Origin of the sequence: Pseudomonas sp. THAF187a (assembly GCF_009363395.1) — a bacterium.
Taxonomy (GTDB): Bacteria; Pseudomonadota; Gammaproteobacteria; order Pseudomonadales; family Pseudomonadaceae; genus Aquipseudomonas; species Aquipseudomonas khazarica.
Genome location: NZ_CP045349.1, coordinates 1,585,298 through 1,602,913, shown reverse-complemented (window position 1 = coordinate 1,602,913; position 17,616 = coordinate 1,585,298). Strand labels below are relative to the sequence as shown.

Here is a 17,616-nt window from a genome sequence, read left to right as displayed (position 1 = left end):
GCAGGAAATCACGGGCTGGCAGCCAGCAATGCGCGCAGGACAACAGGTTGCAATTGGGGATCATCGGCGACCCTGGACGCTCGCCAGCGTACCAGCAGCCAGGAAACGCACAGACCGGCAAGGCCGGAGAGAATGCACAGAGGTTCGGATAGCCCTGCGGCGTCGGCTGCCAGGGCGGCAGCCATGAGGCCCAGCAAGGGCAGCAGGTAGACAAGCAGAGAGCTGCGCACCAGCAGCTCTTCGCGGACGCCGATCACCACGGCGTCGCCAACATTCAGATGCAGCGTGGACAGCGCGCGCACATGACCGCGCTCACGCCCCACGCCCAAGCGTTCCATCACGCCCTGCCCGCAGGCAGCATTGGCCGAGCAACTGGAGCAGGTACTCCGGCGTAGCGTCTCGACCCAGACGGCGCCGGGCTCGAGCGCCACTACACGCCCCTGTTCCTCGATCATTGGCTGGCCTGTTCAGGCGCTCCTGTTTCAGGCGCGCCCGCGCGCATGGACAGCGCGATGCGCTCGGCAGTCCCCAGGGGAATCTCCCCCACCACCGTGACCATCACGTCACCCGCCTCGGTGCTCATGCGCCGCGACACGGCGACGGTCGGGCCCAGCTGGCTGCGTGCGTCTTCGACGACACGACCGTTCAGCGGCTCGAGAAAGACCGAGAAGCGAGCCAGACCATCGCCGTACATCAAGTAGGCAACGCTGGCATCGGAAGACGGTTCGTGGCGCAGCTGTGCCATGTTGAGGGTGAAGCCTGGCGGCAGCCAGTCGGAACGCCAGCTGCCTTCGGCCAGATTGTCGACGGGGCGAATGCGCACCGGACGACAGCGCGAACTGGGCTGCAGGGCCTCGGCTTCCGGCGTCATGACATCGAGCTGGGTGAACTGGAAACGCTCAAGCAGCTGGCCGCGCTCGTTGAGCAGCAAGGACTTCAACGGCAGACCGGTCTCCCGATCCAGGTGCAGTTCGAAGCCATAACGGTGCTGGTCCTTGGGTGCCAGCACCAGAACCACGGCGCTGCGATCAGCGATACGCGACTGGCCCACGACACGAATGTCGTACCAGTTGCTCAGCTGATCGGCATCCAGATGGCGAGCGGGCCAGGTCTGGCCTTCGCTGACCTGATCGACCAGCGCACCGCTGACGCACTGCGTCTGTCCATCGACCTTCAGCACCTCCTGCGCCGGACCGTCCAGCTGCAGAAGGCGCTCACGCACTTGTCCCCCATCCTCCACTTTGTGCCAGACGGCATGACTGGAGAAACTACCGTTACGTTCATAGATAAACGTACCCTGAAAACTTTGCTGACGCTCCGCCTCGGCTAGGCGTCCAAGCAAGTCCTGAACCTCAGAGGCATGCACCGGCAACGCCAGCAGACCACTGAGCAGACAGAGGGGAATCGCGCGCATGTGACTCCTTAGCGGTTTTCCAGACTGGCGGCCCGGGCGTAAGGCAGAGCGGTTTCACCACCCCCCATCACGGCCTGCTGCGCATGTTGACGCAGGTAGTCGGGCAGACGCTGATCATGCCAGCTTACGGTGCCAACCTTGGCAGGCTCACCGGCTTCCTCGCTGCTGTTGTAGCCGGCGAGCAGTGCAGGCCCCTGGACCTGCGGCGCCGAGAGCACCGGAGAAGCGTCTTGCTGGGCCAGCTGATTACCCGTCAGCTCGTCCTGGTTGTAGAAGCGCACACCAGCCAGCACGGCGACCGTCACGGACGCTGCCACGGCGACACGACCGACGCTGCGCCACATGGGGGTCTTGCGCGCCGGAACCGCTTCATCGGCCAGCGCTGCGGATACCGCAGCAGCGATGTCCAGCTTCGGCACCAGCACCTCGCGATGCATGGCCGCCCTGGCCAGTTGATAGCGCGACCAGGTGTCACGCAGCTCGCTGCCTTCGCTGGCTGCGAGCACACGCCGCAATTCCAGTTCGTCCGCTTCGTTATCCATCACCGCGGACAGCGATTCCTGCAGGGTTTCACGACTCATGGCGTACCTCTCTTGGCTATCGCCGCTGCCTTAGGCTTCCTGCAACAGAGGTTGCAGGGACTTATCAATTGCCTCACGTGCACGGAAGATCCGTGAACGCACCGTACCCACCGGACATTGCATGACGCTGGCAATGTCTTCGTAACTCAAGCCTTCGAACTCGCGCAAGGTCAGTGCCGTACGCAGGTCGTCCGGCAGCTGGGCGATGGTTCGATGCACGGTGGCCTCGATCTCGTCGCGCAGCAGTGCCCGCTCCGGTGACTCGATGTCCTTGAGGCCGTGATCACCATCATAGAACTCCGCGTCATCGCTACTGACATCACTATCTGGCGGCCGGCGACCGCGCGACACCAGATAATTCTTCGCCGTGTTGATGGCGATGCGGTACAGCCAGGTATAGAACGCGCTGTCACCGCGAAAGTTTCCAAGCGCTCTGTAGGCCTTGACGAAGGCCTCCTGAGCGACATCCTGAGCCTCGTGGGTGTCGTGCACGAATCGCACGATCAAACCGAGGATCTTGTGCTGATACTTCAGCACCAACAGATCGAAGGCGCGCTTGTCACCGCGCTGCACTCGCTCGACCAGCTGCTGATCGTCTTCCTGGGTTAGCATGCACTCTCCTCATGACGCTTGGAGGAGGCTTGCGCCCGTAAGCGAATCAGCTTGCCAAGATAGACTCGGGCCTTACGCAAAAGTTCTCCCCTCCAAGCAAGCTTTCCCGCAGAGTTCTCTTCTCTCTGCCAGAAATGGCGCCAGCGGAACCTTTCCGCCAGCGCGAATAATCTTATCGCCGCCCATCCGACCTCCTCGACAACGCTCGGAGGCAGGCACGCGCACGCGTCCTCCCTTATATGGGCGACCCTCTATGGAACCTTACCGACTAAGAAAGTTCCCGAGCACTGCGGTCGGTCATAAGGCCTGTTCATAACCTCTCGAGCCAGAGCGCTGCCGACAGGACAGACGCACCGCTTCGATCCACTCAGCCAGACGAACGCCCGGCGGATCGACGCCCACGAAGAGCGCATTGCAGCAGGGCGATCCCGAGCAGGCCATGGGCGGCTATTGTGCCGTCGCCCCTCTCTATATACTAGGACTCGCTTTCACGCGGAACTCGGACATGAGCTTACATTTCCAGCACGACGTTCTGGTCATCGGCAGCGGTGCCGCCGGCCTGACCCTAGCCCTTACCCTGCCTTCCCATCTGCGCATCGCGGTCCTGAGCAAAGGTGACCTGTCCAATGGCTCGACCTATTGGGCGCAAGGTGGCGTTGCCGCCGTACTGGACGATACCGACACGGTCGAATCGCACGTGGCCGACACGCTCGACGCCGGTGCCGGCCTGTGCCGCGAGGACGCCGTGCGCTTCACCGTCGAGCACAGCCGCGAGGCCATCCAGTGGCTGATCGACCAGGGCGTGCCCTTCACCCGTGAAGACGAAACCGCACTGGAAGACGGCGGCTTCGAGTTTCACCTGACGCGCGAGGGCGGCCACAGCCACCGCCGCATCATTCATGCCGCCGATGCGACCGGCGCCGCGATCTTCAACACTTTGCTGGAACAGGCCCGCGGGCGCTCGAACATCGAGCTGCTGGAACAGCGCGTCGCCGTCGACCTGATCACCGAGCGCAGGCTCGGCCTGGAGGGTGAGCGCTGCCTGGGCGCCTACGTGCTGGACCGGACCCGTGGCGAGGTCGACACCTTCACCGCCCGCTTCGTCATTCTCGCCACCGGCGGTGCAGCCAAGGTCTATCTCTATACCAGCAACCCCGATGGCGCCTGCGGCGACGGTATCGCCATGGCCTGGCGCGCCGGCTGCCGCGTCGGCAACCTGGAGTTCAACCAGTTCCACCCCACCTGCCTGTATCATCCGCAGGCCAAGAGCTTCCTGGTCACCGAGGCGGTGCGCGGCGAAGGCGGACTGCTCAAGCTGCCCAACGGCGAGCGTTTCATGCCGCGCTTCGACGAGCGCGCCGAACTGGCGCCCCGCGACATCGTCGCCCGTGCCATCGACCATGAAATGAAGCGCCTCGGGATCGACTGCGTCTACCTCGACATCAGTCACAAGCCCGCCGAGTTCATCAAGAGCCACTTCCCCACGGTGTACGAACGCTGCCTGGGCTTCGGCATCGACATCACCCGGCAAGCCATCCCGGTGGTGCCCGCCGCGCATTACACCTGCGGCGGCGTGGTCGTCGACCGCTGCGGCCGCACCGACGTTCCCGGGCTGTATGCCATTGGCGAAACCAGCTTCACCGGTCTGCACGGCGCCAATCGCATGGCCAGCAACTCGTTGCTGGAGTGCTTCGTCTACGCCCGTTCGGCCTGCAACGACATCGTCGCCAACCTGAACCGGGTCGACATGCCCTGCGACGTCCCCTGCTGGGACGCCAGCCAGGTGACGGACTCCGACGAGGACGTGATCATCGCCCACAACTGGGACGAACTGCGGCGCTTCATGTGGGACTACGTGGGCATCGTGCGTACCAACAAGCGCCTGCAGCGCGCGCAGCACCGGGTGCGCCTGCTGCTGGACGAGATCGACGAGTTCTACAGCAACTACAAGGTCAGCCGCGACCTGATCGAGCTGCGCAACCTCGCCCTGGTCGCCGAGCTGATGATCAATTCGGCCATGCGCCGCCACGAGAGCCGTGGCCTGCATTACACCCTGGACTACCCCGAGCAGCTGGCCGAAGCCCGCGATACTATTCTGACGCCGACGCCACAGGCTCAGCCCAGCGCCTGCGACTGAACTTCAGACGCAGGCGCAGGCGTCGATGCTGCTCGGTCGGCAGCGCGTCGCGGGGGATGCACAGCCCGCGACTGAAGCGTTGCCCCGGCAGGCGATAACGCAGAACCACCAGCAGCGGCAGCGCAATGCTGTCCGGGCGCAGCTGCACGGCCTGCCAAGTGCCATCCGCACGCCGCAACGACCAGCCGAATGCATCGCGGCGCACGCCGACGAAGCTCTGTGGCGATGACAACAGGATGTGGCGCGGCAGCACCCAGGCCGCATGCACCAACAGCAGCGCGCAGATCGACAGCTTCGACCAGGGCGGCAGGTCGGCCAGCCAGGGCGCCGGCATGGCCAGCGCCAGGACCAGCAGATAGAGCCTCAGCAGCCAGCGTGACGGCCGCCACTGACACTCGAATACGTCACTTGGGTTGGACACGATCCAGGATCATGCGCACCATGCGCTTGAGATCGGCGTCTTCCGGCTCGCCACGCTGCATGAACCAGCCGAACATGTCCTGATCCTCGCACTCCAGCAGCTTGCGGTAGCGCGCCTGATCCTCGGCGTCCAGGCTGGGGTACACCTCCTGGACGAAAGGCACCAGCAGTACGTCCAGCTCCAGCATGCCACGACGGCTATGCCAGAACAGGCGATTCAGTTCAGTTTGCTCAACCATGCAACGGACTCCTCGAACGAGGGCCGCAGTATAACGGTGAATTGCGCCGCTGTTCACCGCGACGAGGCGCAATTGCGCTGACAAGGCCTATCACGCCCTCTATGATGACGCCCCTGACCTTTATCCAGTGATTCGACTTGCATCATGGCCGATAGCGCGTATTTCACCCTCCTCGATCACGAAGGCGTTCTCGCCGTGCGCGGCGCCGATGCCGCCAAGTTCCTGCAGGGGCAGCTGACCTGCAACCTCAACTATCTCGACGCCCATCTGTCCAGCCTGGGCGCCCGCTGTACGCCGAAAGGACGCATGCTCTCCAGCTTCCGCATCGTGCCGGTCGCTGACGGCTACCTGCTGGCGATGGCACGCGAGCTGATCGAAGCCCAGCAGGCCGAGCTGCACAAATACGCGGTGTTTTCCAAATCCAAGCCCGCCGATGAGAGCGCGGCCTGGGTGCGCTTCGGCCTGGCCGGCGGGAACGCCGCACTGAGCGAGCTGGGCATCGAGCTCGGCGAGCAGGCGGATGCCGTCGCCAGCAGCAGCGAACTGCTCGCGGTTCGTCTTGGCGACGGCCGCGCCGAACTCTGGGCGCCGCACGCCGAGTCCGAGCGACTGCTCGCCGTACTGGGCAAGCACCTGCGCCAGGCGCCGCTCAACGACTGGCTGCTGGCGCAGGTCCGCGCCGGCGTCGGCCAGGTGTTCGGCGCGACGCGCGAGCTGTTCATTCCACAGATGATCAACCTCCAGGCGCTCGGCGGCGTGAGCTTCAAGAAGGGCTGCTACACCGGCCAGGAGATCGTCGCGCGCATGCAGTACCTCGGCAAGCTCAAGCGCCGCCTGTACCGCCTGCGCCTGGTCGGCGCAGTGCTACCGGCCGTCGGCAGCGAGCTGTTCTCCCCGGTCCACGGCTCCAGTGTCGGAGAAGTGGTGCTGGCCGCGCAGGCTGACGAAGACATTGAGCTGCTCGCCGTACTGCAGGAAGATGCAGTCAATGACGGTCGCATTCACCTCGGCAGCAACGAGGGCCCGGCACTGGCCCTGCTCGACTTGCCCTACCAGCTGGATGCCGACAAGGAAATCCAGCGCTGACTAAACTTCCCGGCGCCACACCGGTTCGCCTAAGAGAGCCTTTTGATGAGCAAGCTTGCCGAAAAAGTCCAACAGGATCTGATCAACGCCATCGAGAACGATGAGCTGGTACTGCCAACCCTGCCCGAAGTGGCACTGAAGGTTCGCGAGGCCGCAGAAGACCCCAATGTCGGTATCCCGCAGATCAGCAAGGTGATCGGCAACGATGCCGCTCTGACCGCGCGTATCATCAAGGTGGTCAACAGCCCGTTGCTGCGCAGCAACAAGGAAATCACCGACCTGCAGATGGCCGTCGCCCGCCTGGGCATCAACTACACCTGCAACCTGGCCACCGGCCTGGCGATGGAGCAGATGTTCCAGGCCACCAGTGACGTGGTCGACCGCAAGATGCGTGAAGTGTGGAACAAGAGCACCGAAATTGCGGGCATCTGCCACGTTCTGTGCCGCCACTACACCCGCCTGATGCCGGACCAGGCGACCCTCGCCGGCCTGGTTCACCAGATCGGCGTGCTCCCGATCCTGACCTACGCCGAAGAACACAACGAGCTGCTGGCCGATTCCATCAGCCTCAACCATGTGATCGAGCAGATTCACCCGATCATCGGCGACAAGATCCTGCGCACCTGGGAGTTCCCCGAGCCGATCGCCATCGTCCCCAGCCAATACCTGGACTTCACGCGCAACTCGGCCAAGGTCGATTACGTCGACATCGTCCAGGTCGCGACCCTGCAGAGCTACCTGGGCAGCGAGCACCCCTACACCCAGCTCGACTGGAGCAAGGTGCCGGCGTTCGCCAAGCTGGGCCTCGACCCGCAGGTCGACATGCAGGCCGACGAAGACCTCTCCGCCGCCATGGAAGCGGCCATGGGCATGCTGCAGTAAAAGCATCTCGCCATGGATGGCATATCGCCTCTACACTCAGGTCACTCGCCTGAGGAAGTAGAGCCATGCGTTACGCATTTCTCCTGCTCGTCCTGCTGTTCGGCAACCTCCACGCCGCTGATCGCGTCCGCCTGACCAACGGTGAGTGGCCCCCCTACCTGGGCGAAAGCCTTCCCCATCACGGCGTCGCTTCGCGCATCGTCGAAGAGGCCTTCGCCTCGCAGGGCATCGCGGTGCAATGGGAGTTCCACCCCTGGGCACGCTCGCTGAAGATGGCCGAGCAGGGCCTGCGCGACGGCAGCGCGGTGTGGCTGAACAACCCGCAACGGCAGCAGCACTTCCATGTCAGCGCGCCGGTCGTGGAGAGCGGCTACTACCTGTTCCACCGCAAGGACGACGCATTCGACTGGTCCGACATCGATGACCTGCGCGGCCTGCGCATTGCCGGCACGCGCGGCTACGACTACGGCGAAGCCTTCCAGCGTGCCGAAGCGGCCGGCGACCTCGAGGTCATGCGCCTGACCAGTGACGAACAGGGACTGCGCCAGCTGCTGGCCGGGCGCGTCGACCTGTTTCCCGTGGACAAGGTGGTCGGCTTCGACCTGCTCTACCAGCACTTCAGCCCGGCCGAGCGCCGGCGCCTGAGCTTTCACGCCAGGCCACTGCGCAGCGACAGCCTGCACCTGCTGCTTTCGCGCGAGGTGCCGGGCAATGCCGAGCTGATGGCGCGCTTCAACCGGGGTCTCGAGCAGCTCCGTGCCAGCGGCAAGATCTCCCAGTACCTGCTGGAGATTCAGCAGCCGCTAAGCCTCTACTAGCAGCGGAAACTCGACCCGCACCAGCAGGCCGTGCGGCCGGGCCTGGTGCAGGCTGATGCGGGCCTGGTGGGCACGGCAGATCTCTCCGACGATGGCCAGCCCCAGGCCGGCACCGTTGCCCTGTGCGCTGCGCCTGTAGAAGCGCTCGAAGACCTTCTCGCGCTCGGCCTCGGGAATGCCCGGACCATCGTCCTCGACCTCCAGCACGGCCGGAGCCACTGCGCGGATCACCAGGTTGCCGCCGGCGGGGGTATGCGCCAGCGCGTTGTCCAGCAGGTTGTTCAGCAATTCGTTGAGCAAGGTTGGCTCGCCATCGATCCAGACTGGCTGCTCGGCCTCCAGCGCCAGCGCCACCCCACGGGCATGCGCCAGCGGCGCCATGGCCAGCGCCAGGTCGCGGGCCAGCTGGCTGAGATCGATGCGCTGCGCACCGCCCTCGGTGATGGCGCGTGCACCACTTTCGATCCGCGCCAGGGACAGCAGCTGATTGGCCAGCAAGGTCAGGCGATCCCCCTGCAGCGCCACCTCCTCCAGCGTCCTGCGCCACTCTTGCGCATCCTCGGCGCGCAAGCCCAGGGTGATGCGCGCCTTGAGCGCGGCCAGCGGCGTGCGCAGCTCATGCGCCGCGTCGGCGATGAATTGCGACTGGCGCTCGAACAGGCCTCTCAGCCGCTCGTTGAACTGGTTCAGGGTCTCCACCAGCGGCAGCACCTCGCGGGGCAAGCCGCTGTCGTGCAGGGGCTGCAGATCATCGCTGGTACGCTCGGCCACCTCCCGACGCAACGCCTCCAGCGGTCGCAACGCCAGGTTCACCGCCAGCCAGACCAGCAGCAGCGCACTGATCGACAGCAGGCCCATGCGCCACAGCGTCCCCACCAGCAGCTCGCGGGCCATGCGCTCGCGCGCGCCCTGGGTTTCGGCCACGCGAATCTCGGCGATACCGTTCAACTGCGGTTCGCTGACCGGCTGCAGCAGGCTGACCACGCGCACGCCCTGATTGCGGTACTCGGCGTCGTAGAAATGCGCCAGCGCCGGGTAGTCGTCGGTGCGCGGCGTGCCCTTGGGCGCGGCTGGCAGGTCTTCGTAGCCGGATACCTGATGCCCCTCGAGGTCGAGCACCTGGTAGTAGATGCGCCCGGCACTGTCATAGGCGAAGGTGTCCAGCGCCACGTAAGGAATGTTGGCCCTGAGGCGCCCGTCCTCGGCGTAGAGGCCGTCGGCCACGGCACGTGCCGACGCCAGCAGGGTACGGTCGTAGGCCTCGTCGGCGGCGCGCCGCGCGCTCCAGTAGGCGCTGAGGCTGCTCAGCAACAGGATGACCGACAACAGCAGAGCCAGACGCCGCAGCAGGCGCCCGCGCAGGCTGAAGCCACGGCTCATGCCTCGACCGCCTCCAGCAGGTAGCCGAGACCGCGGAAAGTGACGATGCGCACGGCGCTGCCTTCGAGCTTCTTGCGCAGGCGATGGACGTAGATCTCGATGGCGTCGGGGCTGGCATCCTCGTCCAGACCGAATACCTGCGCGGCCAGCTGTTCCTTGCTCATCACCCGGCCCGGTCGGGCGATCATCGCCTCCAGCACTGCCTGCTCGCGGGCGGTCAGACTGAGCGCCTCGCCCTTCAGGCTGAAGCGCCGCGCCCCGAGGTCGTAGACCAGCTCGCCACAGCGCTGCAGCTGTTCGCCACCCAGCACGCTGCGCCGCAGCAACGCCTTGACCCGCGCCTCGAGCTCGCTCAGCTCGAAGGGTTTGGCCAGATAATCGTCGGCGCCGAGGTTGAGGCCATGTACGCGGTCCTTGACCTCGCCACGCGCGGTCAGCATCAGCACCGGCAGGGTCTGCCCGCGATCACGCAAGCGCGCCAGCACGGCAAAGCCGTCGAGGCGCGGCAGGCCGATGTCGAGAATCGCCAGCGCGTACTCCTCGCTCGACAGCGCCAGGTCGGCGGCGACGCCATCGTGCAGCACGTCCACCGTCCAGCCCGCGCCTTTCAGGGCCTGGGCCACGCTTTCCGCCAGTTGCGGATGGTCTTCGACCAGCAGGATACGCACCGCCACCTCCAGCTGCAGCATCGTTAGAGGCGCGCAGTGTAGCGCCCTCGACGCCGCTGTGAATTGCCCAGTTGCCAGGTTTCGTCGCCACCGCCAGCTGCGCGGACGCCCCCGCCAGCACCACCGGAAAAAACTTTCAGCCATGAAAGCCTGCTGAAAGCTTGCCCTCATAGCATCGCTTCAAGGTGGCTCGATCCACCTGCTCAAGCGACCTTGCAGTGGTGCCAGGTCGCAACAAGAACAAAAACGGAGACCACACATGTACGCAGCCTCACGTCAGGCCCTGCCGCCTGTCCGCCTGCTCTGCCTGGCCATCGCCGCCAGTGCGACCCCGCTCGCCAACGCCGCCTTCATCGAAGACAGCACCGCCAGCCTCACTGCCACCAACATCTACCTCAATCGTGACTTCCGCGAAGGTTCCGGACAGAACAAGCGCGAAGAATGGGGTCAGGGCTTCCGTCTCGACCTGCAGTCCGGTTACACCGAAGGCACCGTCGGTTTCGGCGTCGATGCCATGGGCCTGCTCGGCCTCAAGCTCGACTCGGGACGCGGCCGCACCGGCACCGACCTGCTGCCGGTGCATGATGACGGGCGTTCGGCCGACGATTTCAGCCGCCTGGGCCTGACCGCCAAGATCAAGGTGTCCGCCACCGAGCTGCGCTATGGCTCGCACGTGCCGGAGCTGCCCGTGGTCAAGGCCAGCGACAGCCGCCTGCTGCCGCAGGTCTTCGAGGGCGGCCTGCTGACTTCCTCCGAGCTGGAAGGCCTGACCTTCACCGGTGGTCGCCTGGACAAAGTCATCGACCGCGCCTCCACCGACGACGAAGACCTGGTGCTCAACAGCAAGAACCGCCGCTTCGCCGGTGGCATCCAGGCCGACCACCTGGACCTGGCCGGCGCCGACTACAAGTTCGCGCCCGGCTTTACCGGCCGCTACTACTACGCCGATCTGGACGACATCTACCGCCAGCACTTCCTCGGCCTGCTGACCAGCCACAAGCTCGGTGCCGGCACCCTGAACAGCGATCTGCGCCTGATCTACAGCGACGACACCGGCGCCGCCAAGGCGGGCAAGGTGGACAACCGCGCGATCAACGCCATGCTCAGCTACGGCATCGGTGCGCACAAGTTCGGCCTGGGCTTTCAGGACATGAGCGGCGACACCGGCTTCGCCTACATCGACGGCAGCGATCCGTTCCTGGTCAACTTCGTGCAGATCAACGACTTCGCCAACGCCGACGAGCGTTCCTGGCAGGCGCGCTACGACTTCAACTTCGCCAGCGTCGGGGTTCCCGGCCTGACCTTCATGACCCGCTACATCCGTGGTGACGATGCGCGCATCGCCGGCAGCGACGAGCGTGGCGGCGAATGGGAACGCGACATCGAGTTCAAGTACGTGGTGCAGAACGGCCCGCTCAAGGACCTCTACGTCCGCGTACGCAACGCCAGCTTCCGCTCCGACTTTGCCCGCGATGCAGATGAAAACCGCGTCATCGTCGGCTACACCCTGCCCATCTGGTAACCCACAATAAGATTCTCCAGGAGAACCCAATCATGAAATCTGCCCTGACCCGCGCCGCACTGGCGGTTTCCTGCCTGGCCTTCGCCGGCCAGCTGCTGGCTGCCGAACCCAAGCGTCCCGAATGCATCGCACCGGCCAAGCCCGGCGGCGGCTTCGACCTGACCTGCAAGCTGGCCCAGAGCGGCCTCAAGGACACCGGCCTGCTCAAGGCGCCCATGCGCGTCACCTACATGCCGGGTGGCGTCGGCGCCGTTGCCTACAACGCCGTGGTCGCCCAGCGCGCCAAGGACCCGGGCACCATCACCGCCTTCTCCTCCGGTTCGCTGCTCAACCTGGCCCAGGGCAAGTTCGGTCGCTACGACGAACATGCCGTCCGCTGGCTGGCGGCGATCGGCACCGATTACGGCGCCATCACCGTACGCGCCGATGCGCCCTGGCAGACCCTCGGCGAGCTGGTCGAGGCGCTGAAGAAAGACCCGGCCAGCGTGGTCTTCGGCGCCGGTGCGACCATCGGCGGCCAGGACTGGATGCAGACCGCACTGATCGCCCGCGCGGCCGGCATCGACCCGCAGAGCCTGCGCTACGTGGCCTTCGAAGGCGGCGGCGAGACCCTGACCGCGATGCTCGGCGGTCATGTGCAGGTCACCTCCAGCGGCCTGGGCGAAGTCACCCCGCAACTGGCGGCCGGCAAGGTGCGCATCCTCGCCGTGCTGTCCGACGAGCGCCTGCCGGGCAAGCTGGCGGACATTCCGACCGCCAAGGAGTAGGGCTACGACATCAGCTGGCCGGTAATTCGCGGCTTCTACATGGGCCCGCAGGTCAGCGACGAGCAGTTCGCCTGGTGGCAGGGCCAGTTCGAGAAGATGCTGGCGCGTGACGACTTCGCCGCCCTGCGCGAACAGCGCGACCTGTTCCCGCTGTCGCTGACCGGCGACGAGCTCAACGCCTTCGTGCTCAAGCAAGTGCAGGACTACAAGGCCCTGGCCGGCGAATTCGGCCTGGTCCAGTAACACGCCTGTGCAATCCGCGCCCTGCCGAGGGCGGCGCTGAGCACCCCACCCGGGTCATGTTCAGCGTTGCCCTCCGGCCTGGCGCTTCCGAGGTAAATCACCATGTACGTTCGCCTGTTCTCCGCGGTCTGGCTGCTTCTGTGTGCCTGGCTCGCCGTCATTGCCTGGGGCTTCCAGGCGCCTTTCGCCTATGACCCGGTAGGCCCACGGGCCTACCCGCTGCTGCTGCTGGCCCTGATGGGCGCCGGCAGCCTGTGGCTGGTGTTCAAGCCGGGCATGCTCGAACAACGCCTGGACCTTCCCACGGCGCTGCGCAGCGCGCTGTGCGTGGTGGTTCTGCTGGCCTATGCGCTGACCTTCGAGCCGCTCGGCTTCGTCATCAGCACCAGCCTGGCCACCTTTGCCCTGGGCCTGCTGTTCACCGGCCGCCCGCTGCCCTGCGCGGTCAGCGCGGTAGCGATGGGCGTGCTGCTGTACGTGTTGTTCGATCTGCTGCTGGACGTGCCCCTGCCGCTCGGCCTGCTTGAAGCCTTCGTGGAGAGCTGAAATGGAAACCCTTAACTTCCTGATGCAGGGCTTCGGTGTCGCCACGCGCCCAGACAACCTGCTGGTGGCGCTGTTCGGCGCCTTCGTCGGCACCGTGGTCGGCCTGCTGCCGGGCCTCGGTCCGATCAACGGCGTGGCCCTGCTGCTGCCCCTGGCGTTCGCCCTCGGCCTGCCGCCGGAAACCGCACTGATTCTGCTCGCCGCCGTCTACCTGGGCTGCGAGTACGGCGGGCGTATCTCCGCCATCCTGCTCAACGTGCCGGGCGACGCCGCGGCCATCATGACCACCCTCGACGGCTACCCGCTGGCGCGCCAGGGCAAGGCGGGCATCGCCCTGTCGCTGTCGGCGGTCAGCTCCTTCATCGGCAGCATCGTCGCCACCTGCGGCGTGGTGCTGTTCGCGCCGCTGCTGGCGAAGTGGGCCGTGGCCTTCGGCCCCGCCGAATACTTCGTGCTGATGGTGTTCGCCATCGCCTGCCTCGGCGGCATGGTCGGCGACAAGCCGGTCAAGACCCTGATGGCCGCCCTGATCGGCCTGGCCCTGGCCACGGTCGGCGTGGACTCGACCACCGGCGTCTATCGCTTCACCTTCGACAGCGTCAGCCTGTCCGACGGCATCCAGTTCGTCATCGTGGTGATCGGCTTCTTCAGTGTCAGCGAGGTCCTGCTGATGCTGGAGAAGACCCATGGCGGGCAGAAGGCGGTCAAGGCCAGCGGCCGCCTGCTGTTCAACTTCAAGGAGTTCTGCCAGACCTTCTGGACCATGATCCGCAGCGCCCTGGCCGGCTTCGTCATCGGCACCCTCCCCGGCGCCGGCGCCACCATCGCCAGTGCCATGACCTACATGACCGAGAAGCGCATGGCCGGCAGCAAGGGCCGCTTCGGTGACGGTGACCTGCGTGGCCTGGCAGCCCCGGAGGCCGCCAACAACGCTTCGGCCTGCGGCTCGCTGATCCCCATGCTGACCCTCGGCGTACCGGGCTCGGGCACCACGGCGGTGATGATCGGCGCCCTGACCCTGTACAACATCACGCCCGGCCCGCTGCTGTTCGAACAGCAGCCCGACGTGGTCTGGGGCCTGATCGCCTCGCTGTTCATCGGCAACGTCATCCTGCTGGTGATGAACATCCCGCTGGTCGGCCTGTTCTCGCGCATGCTCAGCGTGCCGAACTGGGTGCTGGTGCCGGCGATCACCGTGGTCAGCATGGTCGGCGTCTACGCCGTGCACAGCACCACCTTCGACCTGGTGCTGATGATTCTCCTCGGCGTGTTCGGCTACATCCTGCGCAAGCTCGACTTCCCGCTATCGGCGCTGATCCTCGGCTTCGTCCTCGGCGAGCTGATGGAAGACAACCTGCGCCGCGCGCTGTCGATCTCGGCCGGCGACCTGGGCATTCTCTGGGGCAGCCCGATCACCCTGGTGCTGTGGGCACTGGTCGCGCTGATGCTGGCGTTGCCGGGCATCCGCTGGGTGCGTCGTCGCCAACAGATCAAGGCCGGGGCTGATGCCGCTGCCGCGTGATCTCTGGGTAACGCCGCTGGCCGGTGCGGTCGGCGGCTACCTGGCCAGCCTCGCCGGCTGGCCCCTGCCCTGGATGGTCGGCTCGCTGCTCGCGGTGATCGCCCTGCGCTGCCTGACCAACCGTGCCTTCAGCGAACTCCCCGGTGGCCGCAAGACCGGCCAGTGGCTGGTCGCCAGCGGCATCGGCCTGCACTTCACCAGCGAAGTGCTGGAGCAGGTGCTCAGCCATCTGCCGATCATCGTCATGGGCGCCTTCGGCACGCTCCTGCTCAGCCTCATCGGCATCGCCATCCTCCGTCGTGCCGGCGTCGACCGCGCCACCGCGTTCTTCGCCAGCATGCCGGGCGGGGCCAGCGAGATGGTCAACCTGGCCCTGCGCCACGACGCCCAGCCGGCACGGGTGGCCGCAGCGCACAGCCTGCGCCTGCTGCTGGTGGTCCTGCTGATTCCGGCGCTGTTCACCTGGGGCCTACCCGCTGTCAGTGCACCGGCGCGCGTGCCAGTGGACTGGACCTGGCTGATCGTCCTGCTCGCTGCCGGCGCGGTGCTGGCCCTGGGCTGGGGGCGCCTGAAGCAACCCAACCCCTGGATGCTTGGCCCGCTGACCGCCTGCGCCGTGGCCAGCGCCACCTTCGACCTGCACCTGGGCCTGCCGCCAGGCCTCGGCCAGCTCGGTCAGTGGCTGATCGGCAGCGCGCTGGGCTGTCATTTCGACCGCGCCTTCTTCCGCAGCGCCCCCGGTTTCCTGGCCCGCGTACTGCTGTTCACCCTGCTGGCGATGCTGGTCGCCGCTGCGCTGGGTGAAGGGCTCGGCTGGCTGGCCGGCGAGGATCACCTGTCACTGATGCTGGGCATGATGCCTGGCGGCATCACCGAGCTGTGTCTGACTGCCGAGGCCCTGCAGCTCTCGGTGGCACTGGTCACCGCGCTGCAGGTGTTGCGGCTGTTTCTGGTGATGTTTCTCGCCGAGCCGCTGTTCAAGCTCTGGTGCAAGCGCCACGTCTAGGCCGTGGTGCTTGCACTGCCGCTTCGCCCAAGTGGCTGCCCCGGCGCCCCGCTACCACTGCAGATGCAGCTGGCTGTCGAACGTACGGGGCTGACCACTGAGCGGGTCGACGAAGCGCAGACCACGGGCCAGCAGCTTGAGCGGCTGGCTGTAGTCATCCGCCTGGTGGCGCGACTCCAGCAGGTGCGGATAGAAGTCGTCGCCAACGATGGGCGCGCCCAGCCCGGCCAGGTGCACCCGCAGTTGATGCTTGCGCCCAGTGACCGGCGACAGACCGTAGCGCCATAGCGCGCCACGGCGCTCGAGCACCTCGATCCGCGTTTCGCTGTTGGCCTCGCCGGCGACCTCCTGCATGCGGAAGAAGGGCTCGCCAGCGACCATCCGCGAACGGTGCACACAGGGGAACTGCAGATCGGTCAGCGCCGGGGCAATGGCCTCGTAGCGTTTCTCCACCTGCCGCTCGCGAAACAGCGCCTGATACAGCCCGCGGCTGGCCGGGTCGACCGAGAACAGCACCAGGCCGGCGGTCAGTCGGTCGATGCGGTGAATCGGCACCAGGTCAGGATTGCCGGTGCGCCTGACCAGACGCGCCAGTAGGGTCTGCTCGACATACTCGCCAGCCGGCATCACCGGCAGGAAATGCGGCTTGTCGGCGACCAGCAGGTGCTCGTCCTGCCACAGCACCTGCTCTTCGAAGGGAATCGGCGTCTCGTTCGGCACCTCACGGAAGTAGCGCACCTTGAGGCCGGCGCGATAGGGGTGCTCGGCGTCGATGGGCTTGCCTTCGCCATCCAGCACGCGGCCGCGCGCCATGCGTTGCAGCCACACCGCCCGCTCGATGGCGGGAAAGTGCGCGCACAGGCAGTCGAGTACCGTCGCCCAGTCGCCCTGGGGCAGGTGAAGCGTACTGGGGCGCATGGCAGGGCTGGGCATTACGGGGGCTCGCATCGGTCCGGACGGGCGAATTAGGCCGCAGTCACCGCGTTCAGTCAAAGCAAACGGCTTGAGCCGGCGTCACGCTGTAGCTATGGTGGCCGCTTCGCTTCGGAGGCCTGCATGTCCATCACCCGTTCCCTGCTCAGCAGCATCGCCCTACTCCCGCTTCTGACCGCCTGCCAGGTCTACACCGGCAAGCCGGAAGGCCCGCCACCGGCCACCCGCCTGCAGGGCCAGGTACAACTGGAGAACGGCCAGCTGCTGTTCAGCCCCTGTCAGGAACAGCGCCGCTTCCTCCTGGTCGACGGCGGCAACACCGGCATCGAGCATGAAGCCAGGCAGCTCGCCAGCGATGGCCAGGGCGAGCTGTTCGCTGACCTGGCCGGCCAGCTGGGTGGCAGCCAGGGCCAAGGCAACGATGGCCGCTTCGAGGTCAGCCAGCTCTACCGCCTGCAGGGTGAAGGCCATGGCTGCGAAGACCTCAACTTCAAGCGCCTGACCTTGCGCGCCAGCGGCAACGAACCGTTCTGGCAACTGGAGGTCGGCAGCAAGGGCCTGGTCCTCAACCGTCCCGAGCATGAGCCGCTGGCCCTGCCCTACCTGGAAGAACAGCTGCCGGAAGGCCGTCTCAACTTCAGCAGCGAGGCCAACGGCCAGCGCCTCGAGCTGTGGGTCGCGCCGCAGCGCTGCGTCGACGGCATGAGCGGTGCGGTGAACCACCTCAGCGCGGAACTGCGCCTGGATGGCCAGGTGCTGCGTGGCTGCGCGCACTTCGGCGCCATGCGCAACTGATCGCACTGCCCGCGGCACGGATGCTGACGGCTGAGCGCAGGTCCT

At 66.1% G+C, this 17,616-nt stretch carries 18 protein-coding genes and 1 pseudogene; 10 read left to right on the top strand and 9 right to left on the bottom strand.

From position 1 onward, the window contains the following. Nucleotides 1–8: 8 nt before the first annotated feature. Genes FIV02_RS07460 through rpoE form a run of 4 tightly spaced genes read right to left on the bottom strand, consistent with a single transcriptional unit; the run spans nucleotide 9 to nucleotide 2,607 of the window. The gene (locus tag FIV02_RS07460) at nucleotides 9–455 is read right to left on the bottom strand and encodes a SoxR reducing system RseC family protein (RefSeq protein ID WP_037048951.1); all 447 of its coding nucleotides are present in this window, start codon (nucleotides 453–455) and stop codon (nucleotides 9–11) included. Continuing rightward, nucleotides 452–1,414, bottom strand: a complete 963-nt coding sequence (locus FIV02_RS07455; RefSeq protein WP_152488250.1) for a MucB/RseB C-terminal domain-containing protein — start codon at nucleotides 1,412–1,414, stop codon at nucleotides 452–454. The genes FIV02_RS07460 and FIV02_RS07455 overlap by 4 nt, the downstream gene beginning before the upstream one ends. An 8-nt stretch (nucleotides 1,415–1,422) precedes the next feature. Beyond that, on the bottom strand, nucleotides 1,423–1,995 hold the full coding sequence (locus FIV02_RS07450; protein WP_152488249.1) for a sigma-E factor negative regulatory protein: 573 nt from the start codon (nucleotides 1,993–1,995) through the stop codon (nucleotides 1,423–1,425). 30 nt (nucleotides 1,996–2,025) lie between these two features. Beyond that, nucleotides 2,026–2,607, bottom strand: a complete 582-nt coding sequence (gene rpoE / locus FIV02_RS07445) for an RNA polymerase sigma factor RpoE (RefSeq protein ID WP_037048967.1) — start codon at nucleotides 2,605–2,607, stop codon at nucleotides 2,026–2,028. 505 nt (nucleotides 2,608–3,112) lie between these two features. On the opposite strand from rpoE, the gene nadB reads away from it, so the two are divergent. Then, the gene (nadB, locus tag FIV02_RS07440; RefSeq protein ID WP_152488248.1) at nucleotides 3,113–4,744 is read left to right on the top strand and encodes an L-aspartate oxidase; all 1,632 of its coding nucleotides are present in this window, start codon (nucleotides 3,113–3,115) and stop codon (nucleotides 4,742–4,744) included. On the opposite strand, the gene FIV02_RS07435 is transcribed toward nadB, so the two are convergent. Together FIV02_RS07435 and FIV02_RS07430 are read right to left on the bottom strand one after the other, a co-directional pair. Next, entirely contained in the window at nucleotides 4,698–5,165 is a 468-nt protein-coding gene (locus FIV02_RS07435) for a protein YgfX (protein WP_152488247.1), read from the bottom strand. The two genes, nadB and FIV02_RS07435, sit on opposite strands and share 47 nt — an antisense overlap. Further along, nucleotides 5,149–5,403, bottom strand: coding sequence for a succinate dehydrogenase assembly factor 2 (locus FIV02_RS07430; protein ID WP_037048972.1), 255 nt, complete (start codon nucleotides 5,401–5,403; stop codon nucleotides 5,149–5,151). Before FIV02_RS07430 ends, FIV02_RS07435 begins: the two co-directional genes overlap by 17 nt. A gap of 144 nt (nucleotides 5,404–5,547) precedes the next feature. Here FIV02_RS07430 and FIV02_RS07425 point away from each other — a divergent pair, with 144 nt between their 5' ends. The 3 genes from FIV02_RS07425 (at nucleotide 5,548) to FIV02_RS07415 (ending at nucleotide 8,189) form a co-directional block, all read left to right on the top strand. Next, complete coding sequence (locus tag FIV02_RS07425) at nucleotides 5,548–6,489, top strand: folate-binding protein YgfZ (protein WP_152488246.1); 942 nt, start codon at nucleotides 5,548–5,550, stop codon at nucleotides 6,487–6,489. A gap of 45 nt (nucleotides 6,490–6,534) precedes the next feature. Continuing rightward, complete coding sequence (locus FIV02_RS07420; RefSeq protein WP_152488245.1) at nucleotides 6,535–7,371, top strand: HDOD domain-containing protein; 837 nt, start codon at nucleotides 6,535–6,537, stop codon at nucleotides 7,369–7,371. Between the two features lie 65 nt (nucleotides 7,372–7,436). Beyond that, on the top strand, nucleotides 7,437–8,189 hold the full coding sequence (locus tag FIV02_RS07415; RefSeq protein ID WP_152488244.1) for an ABC transporter substrate-binding protein: 753 nt from the start codon (nucleotides 7,437–7,439) through the stop codon (nucleotides 8,187–8,189). Here the strand turns inward: FIV02_RS07415 and FIV02_RS07410 are convergent. Continuing rightward, entirely contained in the window at nucleotides 8,175–9,569 is a 1,395-nt protein-coding gene (locus FIV02_RS07410) for a sensor histidine kinase (RefSeq protein WP_152494740.1), read from the bottom strand. The two genes, FIV02_RS07415 and FIV02_RS07410, sit on opposite strands and share 15 nt — an antisense overlap. Next, nucleotides 9,566–10,237, bottom strand: a complete 672-nt coding sequence (locus FIV02_RS07405) for a response regulator (RefSeq protein ID WP_047592876.1) — start codon at nucleotides 10,235–10,237, stop codon at nucleotides 9,566–9,568. Before FIV02_RS07405 ends, FIV02_RS07410 begins: the two co-directional genes overlap by 4 nt. A gap of 259 nt (nucleotides 10,238–10,496) precedes the next feature. Between FIV02_RS07405 and FIV02_RS07400 the strand changes: the two genes are divergently transcribed. From FIV02_RS07400 to FIV02_RS07380, 5 genes and pseudogenes are all read left to right on the top strand, one after another. Then, nucleotides 10,497–11,759 carry an OprD family porin gene (locus FIV02_RS07400; protein ID WP_047592864.1) on the top strand — a complete coding sequence of 421 codons (1,263 nt, stop codon included), beginning with the start codon at nucleotides 10,497–10,499 and terminating at the stop codon, nucleotides 11,757–11,759. A 32-nt stretch (nucleotides 11,760–11,791) separates the two neighbouring features. Continuing rightward, nucleotides 11,792–12,769: pseudogene (locus FIV02_RS07395) on the top strand (Bug family tripartite tricarboxylate transporter substrate binding protein). Between the two features lie 102 nt (nucleotides 12,770–12,871). Beyond that, entirely contained in the window at nucleotides 12,872–13,315 is a 444-nt protein-coding gene (locus tag FIV02_RS07390) for a tripartite tricarboxylate transporter TctB family protein (protein WP_037048992.1), read from the top strand. Between the two features lies 1 nt (nucleotide 13,316). Next, entirely contained in the window at nucleotides 13,317–14,837 is a 1,521-nt protein-coding gene (locus FIV02_RS07385) for a tripartite tricarboxylate transporter permease (RefSeq protein WP_037048995.1), read from the top strand. After that, nucleotides 14,821–15,843 (top strand): AbrB family transcriptional regulator, encoded by a 1,023-nt coding sequence (locus FIV02_RS07380; protein WP_152488242.1) that lies wholly within the window; start codon nucleotides 14,821–14,823, stop codon nucleotides 15,841–15,843. Before FIV02_RS07385 ends, FIV02_RS07380 begins: the two co-directional genes overlap by 17 nt. Before the next feature lie 51 nt (nucleotides 15,844–15,894). On the opposite strand, the gene FIV02_RS07375 is transcribed toward FIV02_RS07380, so the two are convergent. Beyond that, on the bottom strand, nucleotides 15,895–16,776 hold the full coding sequence (locus FIV02_RS07375) for an RluA family pseudouridine synthase (protein WP_152488241.1): 882 nt from the start codon (nucleotides 16,774–16,776) through the stop codon (nucleotides 15,895–15,897). A gap of 123 nt (nucleotides 16,777–16,899) precedes the next feature. Here FIV02_RS07375 and FIV02_RS07370 point away from each other — a divergent pair, with 123 nt between their 5' ends. Then, the gene (locus FIV02_RS07370; RefSeq protein WP_152488240.1) at nucleotides 16,900–17,571 is read left to right on the top strand and encodes a COG3650 family protein; all 672 of its coding nucleotides are present in this window, start codon (nucleotides 16,900–16,902) and stop codon (nucleotides 17,569–17,571) included. Nucleotides 17,572–17,616: the final 45 nt, after the last annotated feature.

Bases quoted from the DNA above. Each gene is read 5' to 3' on its own strand.
- FIV02_RS07460 (WP_037048951.1), bottom strand. From the start codon at position 455: ATGATCGAGGAACAGGGGCGTGTAGTGGCGCTCGAGCCCGGCGCCGTC.
- FIV02_RS07455 (WP_152488250.1), bottom strand. From the start codon at position 1,414: ATGCGCGCGATTCCCCTCTGTCTGCTCAGTGGTCTGCTGGCGTTGCCG.
- FIV02_RS07450 (WP_152488249.1), bottom strand. From the start codon at position 1,995: ATGAGTCGTGAAACCCTGCAGGAATCGCTGTCCGCGGTGATGGATAAC.
- rpoE (WP_037048967.1), bottom strand. From the start codon at position 2,607: ATGCTAACCCAGGAAGACGATCAGCAGCTGGTCGAGCGAGTGCAGCGC.
- nadB (WP_152488248.1), top strand. From the start codon at position 3,113: ATGAGCTTACATTTCCAGCACGACGTTCTGGTCATCGGCAGCGGTGCC.
- FIV02_RS07430 (WP_037048972.1), bottom strand. From the start codon at position 5,403: ATGGTTGAGCAAACTGAACTGAATCGCCTGTTCTGGCATAGCCGTCGT.
- FIV02_RS07425 (WP_152488246.1), top strand. From the start codon at position 5,548: ATGGCCGATAGCGCGTATTTCACCCTCCTCGATCACGAAGGCGTTCTC.
- FIV02_RS07420 (WP_152488245.1), top strand. From the start codon at position 6,535: ATGAGCAAGCTTGCCGAAAAAGTCCAACAGGATCTGATCAACGCCATC.
- FIV02_RS07415 (WP_152488244.1), top strand. From the start codon at position 7,437: ATGCGTTACGCATTTCTCCTGCTCGTCCTGCTGTTCGGCAACCTCCAC.
- FIV02_RS07410 (WP_152494740.1), bottom strand. From the start codon at position 9,569: ATGAGCCGTGGCTTCAGCCTGCGCGGGCGCCTGCTGCGGCGTCTGGCT.
- FIV02_RS07400 (WP_047592864.1), top strand. From the start codon at position 10,497: ATGTACGCAGCCTCACGTCAGGCCCTGCCGCCTGTCCGCCTGCTCTGC.
- FIV02_RS07390 (WP_037048992.1), top strand. From the start codon at position 12,872: ATGTACGTTCGCCTGTTCTCCGCGGTCTGGCTGCTTCTGTGTGCCTGG.
- FIV02_RS07385 (WP_037048995.1), top strand. From the start codon at position 13,317: ATGGAAACCCTTAACTTCCTGATGCAGGGCTTCGGTGTCGCCACGCGC.
- FIV02_RS07380 (WP_152488242.1), top strand. From the start codon at position 14,821: ATGCCGCTGCCGCGTGATCTCTGGGTAACGCCGCTGGCCGGTGCGGTC.
- FIV02_RS07375 (WP_152488241.1), bottom strand. From the start codon at position 16,776: ATGCCCAGCCCTGCCATGCGCCCCAGTACGCTTCACCTGCCCCAGGGC.
- FIV02_RS07370 (WP_152488240.1), top strand. From the start codon at position 16,900: ATGTCCATCACCCGTTCCCTGCTCAGCAGCATCGCCCTACTCCCGCTT.